This window comes from Mycobacterium sp. E3247 (assembly GCF_001667785.1).
Taxonomy (GTDB): Bacteria; Actinomycetota; Actinomycetes; order Mycobacteriales; family Mycobacteriaceae; genus Mycobacterium.
Map to the genome: position 1 here is coordinate 35548 of NZ_LZJG01000537.1, position 14885 is coordinate 50432.

Sequence of the window (14885 nt, forward strand, 5' to 3'; positions counted from 1 at the left end):
CGGCGCGACGGGAGCTGCCACTCACCAGTGCAGCCTGCCGTAGATGCCCATCACCCACAGCCCCACAGGTATCAGTGCACCCGTGGCGGCGTAGTCCAGGTAGGGCGCTGCAACCGAACACCATTGCCGCACACGGCTCTGTGGCGCCAACGCGCCGGCCAGGGTCGCCGCCGCGGCCAAGACGGCGAGTACGCCAATTCCGGTCAGCCGTAGCGGGAAATCCCCGGCCTGAGTCTGCACGCACACGGCCAACGTCAGTGCCACGGCGGGCGCCGCCAGCGCGGCCCGCTCAGCGAGCGTGCCAACCCGCCGGCTGCGCAGCGCCAGCACCGTCGCGCAGACCAGCGCGAAGGCCAACGCCGCCCATCCGGGGTCGGTGCGCTGCAGCACCGCGCAGCTCGTCGCGACGACGGCCGCCAGACCCGCCAGCAGGCCCGCCCGAGTCAGCGCCACCGCGTGGACCCGGGCCCACACCTGCTCAGCCCCGGGCATATCGCTGCCGGGCTCGTTGCCCTCAGCCGAATCCGTTGGTGTCGGCGTGAATCCCGGCATCGTGGCCCCGGGTCGCCGCTTGCGGCGTGCCTTGACCGGCGGTGCGGGGACGCGCGATAGCCGCGAGAAGACGGTGGGAACGGCCAGTGCAGCCACCGTCGCTATGGTGGCTGCCGGCACCGCCAGCAGCGCCACGGGTACGGCCAGACCCCGACCGAGAAAAGCAAGGCCCGAGAAGCCCAATATCACCTCCGCACCCAAATAGGCCCAGTGCGCGGCGCCGATGATCCGCTGGCAGAGTACGGCGAGGCCCAGCAGGATCGCGCTTGCCGCAGCCACGGCGTAGGGTCCGTGCGGTGCTGCCAGGTTCCAGCCCAGCGCGGCTCCCAGCGCAATGGGCGGCCAGGCGGTCGCGGCGGCGATGGGGCTCAAGCGCGGGGTGCGGCTCGCGACCGTCGCAACGGCGATCAGGCTGAGCGCGGTCAGCGCAGCGCCGGCGACCACGGCGCGGCGGTATGTCGCGGGCGACCCCTCCAACAAGAGGAAAAGCCACGCCGCGGCAGACAGCCACAGTCCTACGAAGCCCATCGTTTGGGCCGTACCGGAAGTCCAAGCCGGGTGCAGCGTCCGGTTCAGCCGGGCGGCGGCATCGACGACGTCGTCGTACAGCGTCGGTGGTGAGAGTGCGCGCTGTTCGCAGAGGCGCAACAACTCGTTGTCGGCGATGCCGATGGCCCGCAGCGTCTGGTCGGGGGGCAGCGGCTCCCCGCCCAGTCGGGTCAGCACCCAAAAGCTGCGACGTTCGTCGCGGGCGGCGGGATCCTCGACGTCACGGGTCTGGCGGGAGTGGATCAGCGTCACCAGCTCGGGCAACAAGGCCGCCACCGGAATGTCCGCCGGCAGGGCGACATCGAGCTGGGTCAGCGTGCCGAGCACCGAAACCCGGATCCGTGCGGGTCGGGCCGCGACGACCGGACGCAGCTCGCTCACCCCGGTCATCGGTCAGGCATCCTGGACAACTGGATCACGCCCTCTTTCATGGTGCGCGAGATCAGCATTCCCCGCCCGGGCGGCATCGGGCTGGCCTTGTAGCCACCGAACAGCGGACCTTCCTCTTTGCTACCGCTCATCACCAGCGCGTTGCAGGACAAGTCCTTGAGGCGACCGACGAACGGGTCCATCAGCGCGCGGGCGGCACCTCCGGTGCGTCGGGTGACCGCAACGCGCAAACCGATATCGCGTGCCTGGGGCAGGTATTCGAGCAGCGGGCCGAGCGGATGGCTCAGGGCGTTGCCACCCAGCAGGTCGTAGTCGTCGACCAGTACGAACAATTCCGGTCCGGACCACCACGACCGATCCTTGAGTTGCTGCTGGGTGATGTCGGCGGGCGGGAGTCGGTCTTTGAGGGCACCGGCCAGTGCGGTCATCAGTTCGGTGCACGACTGCGGGGCGCTGGCGTAGCCGCCAAGGTATGCGTCGTCGACGACGCCCAGGAGCGAGCGACGGAAATCGACGACGATGATCTTGGCTTGGTCGGGCGTGGCGTTCTCCATCACGCCGGCGGCGATGTTGCGCAACAGACCCGTCTTGCCGCACTCGGAGTCGGCCAAGGCCACCAGGTGCGGCTGTGCGTCGAAATCGACGACGACCGGGGCGAGTTCCTCCTCGTCGATGCCGATCGCGATGCGGGAGTGGCTCAACAGCCCGGCCTCGGCCGCCGCCGCGACGACCTTCCCGCGCTCGACGTTGTGCGGCAACATCCGGACTGGCGGCGCCTGCCGGCGGCCATAATGGGCGCGCATCGCCGCTACGGCGCCGGCCACCCCGGCCGGCAGATCCTCGACGGTGTTTGCCGAGTCCAGCCGCGGCAGGGCTATCAGGATGTGCAGGCCCTGGGGGTTGATGCCCCGGCCGGGCCGGCCGACCGGAACCAATTCGGCCGACCGGCGGCCCACCTCGCTATCGATCGGATCACCCAGCCGCAGCTCGATGCGGGTGCCGAGCATGTCCTTGACGGCGGGGCGGATCTCCATCCAACGTGACGCCGAGATCGCCAGGTGCACACCGTAAGACAGGCCCTGGATTGCTATCGACTGCAGCACGGGCTCGAGGGCCTCGAAATCGCTTTTGATCGATGCCCAGCCGTCAACGACAAGCACGACATCGCCGAAGCTGTCATGCGCCAAGGGGTCGTCGCCGCATGCTTCGGCAGAAAGCGCGGCCAATTGTGCCTTGCGAGTTCGGAATTCGCGCATGGATTCGATGCCCAGGTCACGAAAACGAAGTTCCCGGGCACGAAGCACGCCCGCCACTTCAGCGACGGTGCGCCGGATCGCGTCGGAGTCCATACGTGCGGCCACCCCGCCGACGTGCGGCATGCCCGCCAGCCCGGCCAGGGTGCCTCCGCCGAAGTCCAGGCAGTAAAACTGCAACTGCTCCGGGGTGTGCGTAGCCGCGGCCGCCATGATCAGGGTGCGCAGCGCCGTGGATTTACCCGACTGCGGGCCGCCGACCACGGCCACGTTGCCTTGCGCGCCGGACAGATCGACCATCAAGACGTCACGGCGCTGGTCGTAGGGCCGGTCCACGACCCCGATCGGCATGCGAAGCTGGCCGGTCAGGTTCTGCGCGGCACGCCAGTCGGAGTCGGTGAGCAACTCGTTGACCGCGGGGCTGTCGGCGAGCGGCGGGAGCCACACTTCATGGGCGGGGCGCCCGTGTCCGCGTAGCCGGCCGACCACCACGTCGAGGACGGTGGTTTTCTTCGGACCCGACGCTGCGGGGGTTTCCGCTGCCGGTTCCGCTGGGATCGGGGCGGGCGCAGGCGCCGCTTCGGCGGCCGGCACGGGCACGGCAGTGAACAGTTTGGGCGCCAGTGCCCCCAACGCGGAGGTGCGACCCGTGCGCGCGGACACCCTGGGTTTGACGTATTCGCCGGAGACGTAGCTGGTATTGAACCGGACCGGCTCGTCGACGTCACACTTGAGGAACGCCGAGCCGGGCACGCTGGGCAGGTGGTACGCGTCGGGCACTCCCAGTACGCTGCGTGACTCGCCCGACGTGAAGGTTTTCAGCGCGATGCGGTAGGACAGATGCGAGTCCAGGCCGCGCAGCTTGCCTTCTTCGAGACGCTGGGAGGCCAGCAGCAGGTGCATGTGCAGGGATCTGCCCAGCCGCCCGATCATCACGAACAGCTCGGCGAAATCCGGCTTCTGGGAGAGCAGCTCGGAAAACTCGTCGACCACGATGAACAGCGCCGGCAGCGGCGGCAGGTCGGCGCCGCCGGCGCGGGCTCGTTCGTATTCGGTGACGTTGGGCAGGTTGCCGGCGGCGCGCAGCACTTCTTGACGCCTGTTCACCTCGCCCGCCAGCGCGTCACGCATCCGGTCCACCAGCGTCAGTTCGTCTTCGAGGTTGGTGATGATCGCGGCGATGTGGGCCAGACCTTCGAGTCCAAGGAATGTGGCGCCGCCCTTGAAGTCGACGAGCACCAGGTTCAGCGCGTCCGGCGAATGTGTGGTGACCATCGACAACACCAGTGTGCGCAGCAATTCGGATTTACCCGATCCGGTGGCGCCGATGCACAGTCCGTGCGGGCCCATCCCTCCCTCGGCGGACTCCTTGATGTCAAGTTCGACGGGCTGCCCTGTGGGGGTGGTGCCGATAGGCACCCGCAGTCGCTCGCGCGGTGATCGAGGACGCCATACCTGTTCCGGCACAATGTCTGCCGCGTCGGCGATACGGAGCAGCGCCATCAACCCAGGGTCTGTCACGCCCGTGGCGGCATGGAGATTGATGATGTGGGCGGCGCTGGCCGGGCGGTAGCGGCCGATGCGTCGCGCTGTGGTCTCCGCCTCTGCGGTGGTGAGCGAGTCGGGGGTCGCGAACCGTTCGGTGCCACTTGCGGTGTGCGCGGCGACGTCTTCGCCATCGACGACCAGTTGAAGGTTGCGTCGAGCCGCGACGCCCTGGCGGGGACCGTTGAGATCGAGCACCGTCACGCTGTCCATGCCGGCGTCAGTGACCAGCCGCTCCTCACCGCTGACGTATCCGTCGTCGAGGACGACGACTAATTGTTTGGTTCCCTCGGTCGGCGGTGCGGTGCGGCTGAAGCGGCCACGCTCGGCGAAATCGGAAGCGAGCAGGGTTTCCAGTTGCGCCAGGGCAGGGACCAGCAGCCGGACCGATCCCATGCCATCGCGGGAATTGGGGTGCTGGGCGTGCGGCAGCCACTTGAGCCAGCCCCAGTGCTCGCCGTCGGGGTCAGCGGTCACCATGGCGACTTGCACGTGATCCGGTCCGTGGAACGTGCACAGCTCGAGCAGCATTGAGCGCACCAATTGGCGGACCATGTTGCGCTGGCCCTCGAAGGTGATGGCCGGGAAGGCCCTCAGCGACACCGCAGTCGGCAATGCGTGCACCACCGCGTGGGTCTTGACGAATCGGCGCAGCGCCACGGTGGCGACCGGTTCGAGATCTTCGGGCGGACCGGTCTCGGGCGCCAGCATGCGGGTAGCCAGTCGATGGGTGCCGATGCCCAGCCGGACATGGCAGTAGTCGGCATCGGCCGGCCGACGCTCCCACATCCGCCTGGTGCCAACCACATCGGCCAATGCGCGTGGGTCGGGATGGCTCCACTCCAGCGCGAGGCGCTGGGACTCGCCGGTGTTGTCGACCTGTTCCCGCAGGTTGGCCAGATAGCTGAAGTAGTCCTTACGTTCCTCGTTGAGTTCGGCGGCCGCCTTTCCGGTGCGGCCGCCGCCGCCCAGAAACATGCCGGCCACCGACATGACCATCATCATCGGGAAAATCAGGAACATCGGGTTGCGCGACAGGTCGCGACCCCCGACGGTGACCATCAGCGCGATCATGCCGACCACGGCGACCACCATCATCAGCGGCATCAGGCGCAACACCAGGTTGCCGGGCAGGACCCGCGGGACCTCGGGTGGTGCCTCCATGTTCAATTCCCCGCCGGGCATCGGCGGCGGCACCACCCGCGCTCGGCGAACAAAACCCTGAGTGCTCACAAACCCCCCGACAGTTCCCCAACCCGGCACCGGGACGGCGGCCGGTCTTGGTAGGTATTGTCAGCGTCAACCCGCCCCAATTCCCAGGAGGCCGACGGGGTTTGACTCTACCGCCATTGCTGTCTGACCTCGATCCGGATAGCCAGTCCGAACCCGAGCTGAGCCGGCTGACGTTGCTGGTAGCGACTATCAGTCTCGACGTCGGGCTGCCCGCCCATGTCCCCATCGCCGCCTTCATCGACGACGTGATCGACATCGCCAACGAGCAGCTCGCTGCCCGCGCGCCGGCCGTCGAGGTGCGGTTCGACACCGCGGACGGCTGGACGCTGGCGCCGCTGGGTCGCGAACCGATCGATCCGCAGCGCTCGCTCGACCAGGCGGGGGTCTATGACGGCGACCTTTTGATGCTCGCTGAGACGAAGCGACCGGTGGCCACGCTGCTGTTCGATGACGTCGACGAAACGGCCACCAAAAATTCACCGGCGCTACATCTTTGGACGACCGGCGATATGGAGGCGCGCCACTGGTTTGGCGTCGCCCTAACGGCCGCCCTGACGCTGGCCGCTCTGGTATCGGGCTGGACCGATCAGCGGTGGGTGCCGGTCGCGGCGTTGGGTCTGGGAGCGGCGGCCATGATGTTCGCTTGCGTGCTCGGCGTGCGCGCGGCTACGTCGCAGCTGTCCGGGTGGGTCGCCGCGGTGGCGTTGCCGCTGCTGTTCGCTGGGGCGTTGTACGTGGTGCCGGGCGGGTTTGGCGCCACTTCCCTACCGATGGCTTGCGCGCTCAGCGCGCTGGGGTCTGTTGTGGTGTTGCTGGTTTCCGCGACAGGACGCGTGCTGCACACCGCGGTGATCACCGCGGCCGCATTGGCGGGCACCGCTGCGTGCGCCTGGCTGCTGTGGCAGCCGCCGGTGCACACGGTGGGCGCGGTGCTGACCACGGTGTCGGTCGTCGTCGTCTACTTGGCGCCGCGGACAGCGATCCTGGTTTCGCGGCTACCGATTCCGCGGGTGCCTACCGCCGGCGAGCCGCTCGACGACATCGAAACCCAGGGAGCGCCCACCGTGGAGGGTGTGGACGCGGTCGGCAAGCAGGTGATTCCCACCGAGGCCGACATGCTCGCCCGAGTCGGCCGGGCCAGCCAGTACCTCACGGGGATCCTGATCGCGGCCGCGCTGACGGCGGTCGTCGGCTGCTATCTGACCCTCGATGCGGGTAGCGAAACCTTCAGGCAGGAAACCATTTTCGCGATCCTGGTGGCCGCGGTGTTATGCCTGCGTGGGCGCGGGCACCACAACGCGGTGCAGTCGGCAACGCTCGTCGGCGCTGGGCTAATGATTGCCATCGCAGTCATCGTCAAATCCGCGGTCGACCTGCCCGGCCAACAGTCGGTCGCCACTGTCGCGCTGATCGCGCTGATGGCCCTGGCCGGATTTTGCGGACTGGTCGCCCCGCGGTTGGAGTTCTCCCCCGTATTGCGTCGCCAGGTCGAGATCCTGGAATACCTGGCCGTGGGGTCGCTGTTTCCACTGCTGTTCTGGATTATTCGGTTGTACGCGTTCTTTCGGGAGCTGCGGGTCTGACTGGCCGCAAAGTCAGGTGACAGGCCCGCTGCCCCAAAGCGCACACGGTCGCCGGTGGCTGTCAGCGGCCCGGCGGCTGGACCTTCACGCTGTGAGGGTCAGCCGCTACGCCGTCATGTGCGATCAAGGCCGCCTCCTGCGACAGCTCAGGACCCGACGGCAGCAGCGACAGGGCCGGCCAGGGTGCGAGTTGAGGCGCATCGGCCGGTTGATCGGGCGCCTTCACACCGGTCACGCCGAGCGCCTCTGCGGACTGAGCGTCTTTGATGTGATACCGCACTCCGGTGTCGGAGATGTAGTAGAGCTGGCCAACCCGGTGGCTGTCGGGCTCACCGCCCGTCGCCTGCACATACTCCCCGCTGCCCGGCGGCAAATAGACGTCGCCGGCATGGGCGCCGTCGTTACCAGCGCCGGCCAACGTTACGCTCTGAGCGCCGTCGGGCATAGGCAACCGGTGCCCGACCAATAACCTAATTGCCGCCAGCGCAGCGGTATTGGGTCGTTGCCAGGCCATGCAGACCACCCGATCCGGGTCAACCGGCAGGATCTGCGGCGAAACCGAGGGGTAACGGTCGACCGGCAGCCGATGCACGACCGGTGCCGCCGCCACCACAGCAGGGGCGATCACCCGTGCGTCGCGCGTGGATACCTCGGCGGTGTCGGGTTCGCCGTAGCGAATGATGTCGGCGGTGGCGGCCGAGACGGGCTGCACTCCTTCACGCAGCACGACATAGCGTTGTTCGCCGCGGGAGTCGACGGTCTTGACAATGGAGCCGACCGGATATCCCGGCCCCAGCGCCGCGCTGGCCTCGCCGATCCCGTCGATGGCGACCGGGGCGATCGGTTCGACCATCGGGAACGCGTTGAGTAACCCGCGCGAGATCGGACGTGTCGGCGCGCCCTGCAGGTGAAGTCCATTGAGCACAGCAGGGTTTGACAGGTCGATCGGCGCGCGGACGCCGTCGTAGATGAGGTAGCTGGTGCCGCCGACGGCAGTCAGGATCGCCTGCGCGGGGTCAGCCGCGCGGACGTTGCCGCCGAGTACCGGGGAAACGGCCAACACCGTGGTGTCCACGGTGGCCGCGCCGGTCGGTTCAGTCACCGCGGGAGACTGCACGGTGTCGCAGACGGTCCACGATGAGGTGGTCATGTCGGCGCCGCCACGGATGCTGGTCGGCGCGCCGACGATGCCGACCATCGAGCCGCGGGGTAACACGTTGAGGAACTTGTCGTCGACTTCTTTCGGCTTGTCGTTCTTCCCCACGATCAGCCGCGCCGAGGCGAGATTGAGCACCGGGTGCAGCCGGCCGCCGATGCGGACGAACAGCGCACCGCTCGACTTGCTGAGCAAGATCGTTGCGTCGCCGAAGTTCGGCGCCGGTTTGAAGAAGGCGAGCACCGCGCACGCGCCGGTGACGAGTACCGCCGTGAACAGACCGACCAGAAGGGCGCGTATCTGGCCGCGCATCGGGTCGTGGATCATTCGCGAGTCGCCGCGGATCAGCGCGTGTTCAAGGCGCCGGATCAAAAATCGGTATCCGTTGACCTGCGCGCGCGTGGTAACTTGCGCTGGCATCGCCCCTCCCCCGTCACCGTCTGGCAGGCTGCCTTGCGACGGTACGGTATAGCACGATCAGGTTAAACATGGTGCGGCCGTTGCTTCTTCGCAGCGAACAGGAGGTCAACAGTGTCCTCTGGGAGGCAGCTCGCGTCGCAGACGATCACGGGAGCGTCGCCAGACTACGGCCCGCGCACCAGCGGGAGTGACGTGAGGGTGCAGCGCTGGTTACCGCTGAGTGAATTGCTCACGGCGGAGGTTTCGGTTGCCGCCGGCATGCTGACCGCGGCATGGCTGGACGTGTCGGGGTGGTGGGGCGCGGCCGCAGGTCTAGCGCTGGGCTGCGCAATCGTGGCGCCGGTGCGCGGCGACACGCTGCCCGCCCGGATCGCCCATCACGCCGGATACGTCGCCGACCGTGGCCTTCGCGCGCGCAAACCCGTGGTCGCCGATCCGTTCGACGTCCAGACCGGCGAAGACGAGCAGATCGGATTCCGCTGGGACGGTGCCACATTACTGTCGGTGCTGAAGATTGAGGACAACCCGCGGGAGATGACCGTCCTGGAACCGGGTATGACGGTGTCGGGCGAGATGGTGCCAGTGGGCTTGCTGGCCGACTGCCTGCGCCAGTCAGACATCACCGTGGCCGCTATCGACATCATCAGCCAGGGGGCCCGCTCGTACGGCCACACCCGCGTGGCCGCGATCTACGACGCGACATTGGGCCCCTTGCCCGCCATCGCGCAGCGCAGCGTCTTCGTCGTGGTGCGTCTCGATCCGTCGCGGTGCGCCGACGCAGTGCGCCGCCGCGGCGGCGGCCGGGAAGGCATTCTGCGCACCGCCACCACCGCCACCCGCCGGGTGGCGCGTCGGCTGGTCGAGGCAGGTCTGCGACCGCACATCCTCAACGCCAGCGGGATCGCACGCGCCACCAATCAGCTCGGCGACGGGGTCAACCTGACCACGGTCGAGGAAACGCGAGACATGTGCCGCGATGGGCATTTCCGGCTGACCAGCTTCGCCGTCGCGCCTGATTCGCTGAACACCGGGGGCCTGGCAATGCCGTGGACCGTTTCCAGTTACTCGACGACGGTTTGCCTTTCATTGCGCGCAGGAACCGCGCGGGAGCAGGTGATGATTCGCGGCTTGGTCCGTTTCGACGGTGATGCCGCGCAACCACTTGTCCGCCACGCCGGTCTGATCCACTTGCGGGGGTTACAGTTCTCCGCCCTCACCGCCAGCCTCCCGGTTTCGCAACCGGCCCGCTCGACGGGGCATTGGGTCGACGCCGCGAACTGCGACGCGGCTGGGCTGGCGGTGCCGGCATCGGGGTGCGGTCAGGTCATCGGCGCCGACAAGCAGGGCCGCGCGGTGGCGGTGCCGCTGTTCGGGCCGCAGATCAGTCGCGTCGAGATTCGCGGCACGCTTCACCTCGCGCAGCAGGTGGTACTGCGGTCGCTGGCATTGGGCGCGCGAGTGCTGGTGCACAGCGGGAGGCCCGGCCGGTGGCGGCACATGGTGGACGAGGTCGACTGCCCCGATCTGTTGTGGGTCACAGACTTCGACCGCGGCACAATGCAAGCCGGGGCCAACCGCGACTACACCGTCGAGATGTTCGACGGGGTGGCTGAGCGGACGGTACGGGCGGGGGTGACCAGCATGACGGTCGCCCCGCCGACGCCGTCGCTCACGTCCTCGACCGCTGATGTCACCCTTGACTTGATCTCCGTGGAGGATGCCGTCGTCGAGGTACACACCCGCGCAGGTTCGGCAGTGGTGACCATGGTGGCCACCGATGAGGAGATGCGCTACCTCGACACCGCCGACAGCGACAGCGACTGAGCCCGCATCCTGGCCACCTGGCTGCACCGGGGCTGGTGCGCTAGCGTGGACCCGCAGTCAACGGCAACGAATTCCCAAAGCGCGGGAGTGACCGTGGTCTATTCGCGTGGTACTACTCAGGATCGCACGTCCTATCGGCCCGCCACCCGGCCAAGCGCTGGAAGCATCGGCCAGTCCGGCACTGAAACCCGGTCGCAGCGCCGACTTTTCCTGGTTGTGGCGGTCCTTGGGCTGGCCGCCTACCTCCTCAGCTTCAGCCCCGTGGTCCACGGCGGCGGAGCCGACGGATGGAGTGTGCGGTTCGCATCGTTGGCGGCACTGGGCGCCGGATTCGCGCTGTTGCCGCGGCAGGAGCCGCACGAACTTGCGGTCGCAGCATTGGCCGCAATGGGGTTCCTCGATGCGCTCTCGTCGAGTGTTCTGGGGACGGACCGAGGATGGCCACTTATCGTCATGGCGGTGCTCAACAGCGCGCAGGCCACCGCCGCGGTGGCCGCGTTGTTACGCCGGCGCGCCGGCACAGCCGCCGGTTACGCCGGCTATGAAGCGTACGTCGACTACCACAACCAGCTCGCGCGGTACTACAGCGCGCAGGCGCCGTCGGCGCCCATGCCGTCACCGCAGTCTGCCCAATCGAGCGCCGACGCCCAGCGTTCGGCCGAGCACCCTGCTTCGGCCCCTGGCCAACCTTTGGCGGACGAACGATTGGCCGCACCGGATCCGGTAGGGGCGATGTCACAGCAGAGCAGCTCTGCCAATCCCGCCGGCGCCGGGCGCACGATGCACGGTGGATCCGCGTGGTCACCAGCCGAATACGGTCAACCCGTACCGTCGGATTCCCCAGTACCGCACGGCCCGTTCGCAATACATACCGGCCTGCCCAGCGCCGCGTCGTCTTGCGCGCCCGCCGGCGCGGCCGAGGAGGACACCCAGCGAACTTGGCCACCGTCCGCTGCACCGTAAGCAGCTACGGCCGGCGGATCGGCTCAGACAAAACCGGAGTGCCTTAATCGCGACCTTTCATTCGCGCCGTCCGACCTCGCCCGGTTCCCGCCACGCGCCCCGTTTCACTGTGTGATGCTGCCGCAGCCCGGCACCGCCAGATGATCAGGATGCGGATATATCTGCCGTTTTGTTCCGCATATACAGGAATATCACAGGGCATACACCGTATTCGAGTAACGATATCGGCCTACGATCTGCCTGCAGACCGGCTCGCCGGCGGCCCCGGGACCGCGTGCATCGAGCGGCTTCGGGCATGACGGTTTGTCTCGGCCGAAAGGACCCAGCGCTGACTTCTCTCCCTGACAACCCTGGCCGGCGACCGCGGCAGGGATCGACGAACCGGCGATGACGGCACCGATCTGGATCGCCTTCGAGCCGGAGGTCCATTCGACGCTGTTGTTCAGCGGTCCGGGACCCAGGCCGCTGCTGGCCGCGGCCGGCGCCTGGAACTCGTTGAGCGCCGAGTATGCCGCGGTCGCCGGTGACCTCGACGCGCTCCTCGGTGCGGTCCAGGCCGGCGCGTGGGACGGGCCAAGCGGCGCGCGATACGTGGCCGCCCACGTGCCGTACCTCGGCTGGCTGCTGCAGTCCAGCGCCGACAGCGCCGGGATGGCCGCCCAACACGAGGCGGCCGCGACGGCATACACCGCGGCGTTGGCAGCGATGCCGACACCGGGTGAGCTAGCCGCCAACCACGCCATGCATGCCGTGCTGGTGGCGACCAACTTCTTCGGCGTCAACACGATTCCGATCGCGCTGAACGAGGCCGACTACTCGCGAATGTGGGTTCAGGCCGCCACGACCATGAGCACCTACCAGGCGGTGTCCACGGCGGCGGTTGCCGCGGCCCCGCGCGCCACGGCGGCCCCGCAAATTGTGCACGCGGACATGGGCACCGGCAGCATGGATTCCGGTTCCGGAATGAGCGGTGGCTCGGGGATGAGCGGCGGCAACCCCTACATCACGGGAACCTCACTCCCCCAAAATCTGCAGGAGTGGCTCGAAGCGCTGTTTCCGTTCAATCCCTTTTCGCCGCAAGGCTGGTCGATGCACCCGAGCCTGTCGATGTTCCTCTCGCGCGTGGAGACCTTGATTCCCATGTATGCGCACAACCCGGAGCAGCTGCTCGAGACCATCGTGATGCTCGCTCTGCAGTTCGTGATTCACCGAACGCTCGTGCTGATCAACCTTCTGCTGTTCAACCCGGCTGGATTGCTGAGTTTCTTCCTGAGCAACCCGGTCTATACCCTTGGGCTGGTGGCCCCGGTCGTGGTGCTTCCCGCCGGAGCATCGGCCGGCTTGGCGGGGCTGGCGGGCCTCGCTGCGACGACGCCCGTCCCCGCGTCAGCTCCGATCCCCCTGCCGGCCAATACGTTTCCTTTCACCCAGGCGCCTCCGTCTCCTGCGGTAGCCACCGCACCGGCGGTCGGTCCCGCCCCGTTGCACACATCCGCCCCGGTGCCGACACCCACACCGGCCGCTGCGGCTGCGTCGGCCGCCCCACCCGGGCCGCCCCCCTTGGTCGTGGGGCCGGAAAGTGCCATGAGCACAGAGCATTTCGTATCGCCGTACCTGGTGGGTGCGCTTGGCACCGGGTCCGACGCCGACGTTGCGGGCAGGGCGCGAAACGCGGCCGTGGCCGCCGTCGGGACTGAGGCGACCGCGCCGGCCAAGACTGCAGAGCCGCAGCAGCTGCGGCGGCGTCGACGAGCCGCACCTGGCCGCACACACCGCGCTTACCGTTACGAATTCCTCGACCCCGAACCAGAATTGACTGACGCGAGCAAAGCGCCCCTGGCTTCCGTGACCGTCTCGCACGACGGGGCGGGTCAGCTGGGCGCCGCCGGATTGACCAGGCTGGCCGTCGACAGATTCGGCGGCGGAGTGACCGCCCCCATGCTGCCCGGCAACTGGAAAGCCGGGTCCGACTGAGGCAAAACCTCCGCGGATTCAACTGCTACCGATCAGTTTCCGGGCGCCGACCAGTGCACCACCTTCATCGCGGTCATCTCGTCGAGAAGTTCGGGCCCGAAGCCGAAGCCCGTACCGCTGGCCCGCCGGGGTTCGGCCGCGCCACCGGGCGCTCCGCCGAATACGGCGTTGACCTTCACCGTGCCCACCGGAAGGCTGCGCCAGGCTTCTTGGGCATGCGCCATGTTGCCCGTCAGCACGGTGGCGGCCAGGCCGTAGCGGTCGTCGGCGGCTTCCGTCAGCGCGGCGGCGAAGTCCGGCACCACCCGCACCGGCGCCACCGGGCCGAACGTCTCCTCGCGCATGATCAGCATGTCGGGCGTGCAGTCGGTCAACACCGTGGGCGGATAAAAGGAGCCCGGGCCGGGTCGCGGCTCGCCGCCGACCAGAACGTGGGCCCCGGCGCGCGTCGCGTCTTCGACGTGCGCGTGCACGTGCTCGCGGTGACGGGTATCGACCAGGGGCCCGATGCGGTCGGCCCACGAAATCGCCTCGTCGATCAACGCATTGAGGAACGCGTCCGCGATCGACTGCACGACAAACACCCGCTCCACCGAGACGCCGATCTGTCCGGCGTTGGCGAAGGCGCCCAGCGCGGTTTGCCCAGCCGCCCAGGCCGCGTCCACGTCGGCGTCGACGATCAAGGCGTCGTTGCCGCCATTCTCGAGGAGCGCTTTGGCGCCGCGTTCGGCGCAGGCCCGCGCGATCTGTCGGCCGGTCGCGCTGCTGCCCACGTGCGCGACGACATCGACCAACTCCGCGGCAGCCAGGTGTTCCCCGACCGTCTGGTCGCCGTCCACGATCTCGAGCACACCCTCGGGGAGCCGGGCGGCCAACAGTTCGGCGAAGCGCCGGCCAGTCTGCGGGGAACCTTCGCTGGGCTTGTGCACCACGGTATTGCCGGCCACGAGCGCCGCGCCGAGCAGGCCGGCCGCCACCGCGACGGGATCGTTCCACGGGGTGATCACCGCGACCACGCCGCGCGGCTGCGGAACCATCAGATCGGTTGCGGACCATCCGCCCTGCAGTGCGTGCCCACGATGCATCGGCCCGAGTTGGGCATACTGCAACAGCGCGCCGACGCCGGCGTCCACGCCGCCGCGTGCATCGTCACGCAACTTGCCCGTTTCCCGCTCATTGAGTTCGGCGAGCTCCTCAGCCGCGGCGCTGACGTCGGCCGCCGCGGCGGCGATCGCGGCCGCCCGTTCGGCCGGCGGGGTGCGGGCCCACGCACCGGCGGCGGCCGCGGCGCGCCTGACCGCTTCGTCACAGTCGGCCGGCTCGGTGATCGGCACCTGCGTGACGGTATCGCCGGTGCGCGGATCCAGGACGCTGATGATCTTGGTAAGGGTCGAAGCCACGCCTGCGGATACCCTGTCCCCTGGCCGACCAATCAGCCGCCGG

General features: G+C 68.4%; 8 protein-coding genes. 4 read left to right on the forward strand and 4 right to left on the reverse strand.

From position 1 onward, the window contains the following. Positions 1 to 21 precede the first annotated feature (21 nt). Both eccD (A9X04_RS27365) and eccCa read right to left on the reverse strand, forming a co-directional pair. The gene (gene eccD, locus A9X04_RS27365) at positions 22 to 1491 is read right to left on the reverse strand and encodes a type VII secretion integral membrane protein EccD (RefSeq protein ID WP_067927738.1); all 1470 of its coding nucleotides are present in this window, start codon (positions 1489 to 1491) and stop codon (positions 22 to 24) included. Continuing rightward, positions 1488 to 5522, reverse strand: a complete 4035-nt coding sequence (gene eccCa, locus A9X04_RS27370; RefSeq protein ID WP_067927741.1) for a type VII secretion protein EccCa — start codon at positions 5520 to 5522, stop codon at positions 1488 to 1490. Before eccCa ends, eccD (A9X04_RS27365) begins: the two co-directional genes overlap by 4 nt. Before the next feature lie 116 nt (positions 5523 to 5638). Between eccCa and eccD (A9X04_RS27375) the strand changes: the two genes are divergently transcribed. Further along, positions 5639 to 7105 carry a type VII secretion integral membrane protein EccD gene (gene eccD / locus A9X04_RS27375; RefSeq protein WP_231985834.1) on the forward strand — a complete coding sequence of 489 codons (1467 nt, stop codon included), beginning with the start codon at positions 5639 to 5641 and terminating at the stop codon, positions 7103 to 7105. A 61-nt stretch (positions 7106 to 7166) separates the two neighbouring features. Here eccD (A9X04_RS27375) and eccB read toward each other — a convergent pair whose 3' ends face one another. Then, positions 7167 to 8681 (reverse strand): type VII secretion protein EccB, encoded by a 1515-nt coding sequence (eccB, locus tag A9X04_RS27380; protein ID WP_067927748.1) that lies wholly within the window; start codon positions 8679 to 8681, stop codon positions 7167 to 7169. Between the two features lie 192 nt (positions 8682 to 8873). Between eccB and eccE the strand changes: the two genes are divergently transcribed. The 3 genes from eccE to A9X04_RS27395 all read left to right on the forward strand — a co-directional run bounded on the left by eccE (position 8874) and on the right by A9X04_RS27395 (position 13442). Next, positions 8874 to 10505 (forward strand): type VII secretion protein EccE, encoded by a 1632-nt coding sequence (gene eccE / locus A9X04_RS27385; protein WP_231985835.1) that lies wholly within the window; start codon positions 8874 to 8876, stop codon positions 10503 to 10505. A 93-nt stretch (positions 10506 to 10598) separates the two neighbouring features. Beyond that, positions 10599 to 11468 (forward strand): DUF5336 domain-containing protein, encoded by an 870-nt coding sequence (locus A9X04_RS27390; protein WP_255396504.1) that lies wholly within the window; start codon positions 10599 to 10601, stop codon positions 11466 to 11468. A gap of 387 nt (positions 11469 to 11855) precedes the next feature. Continuing rightward, on the forward strand, positions 11856 to 13442 hold the full coding sequence (locus A9X04_RS27395; RefSeq protein WP_067927755.1) for a PPE domain-containing protein: 1587 nt from the start codon (positions 11856 to 11858) through the stop codon (positions 13440 to 13442). 32 nt (positions 13443 to 13474) lie between these two features. Here the strand turns inward: A9X04_RS27395 and A9X04_RS27400 are convergent, their stop codons facing one another. After that, entirely contained in the window at positions 13475 to 14842 is a 1368-nt protein-coding gene (locus A9X04_RS27400; RefSeq protein ID WP_369829028.1) for an aldehyde dehydrogenase, read from the reverse strand. Positions 14843 to 14885: the final 43 nt, after the last annotated feature.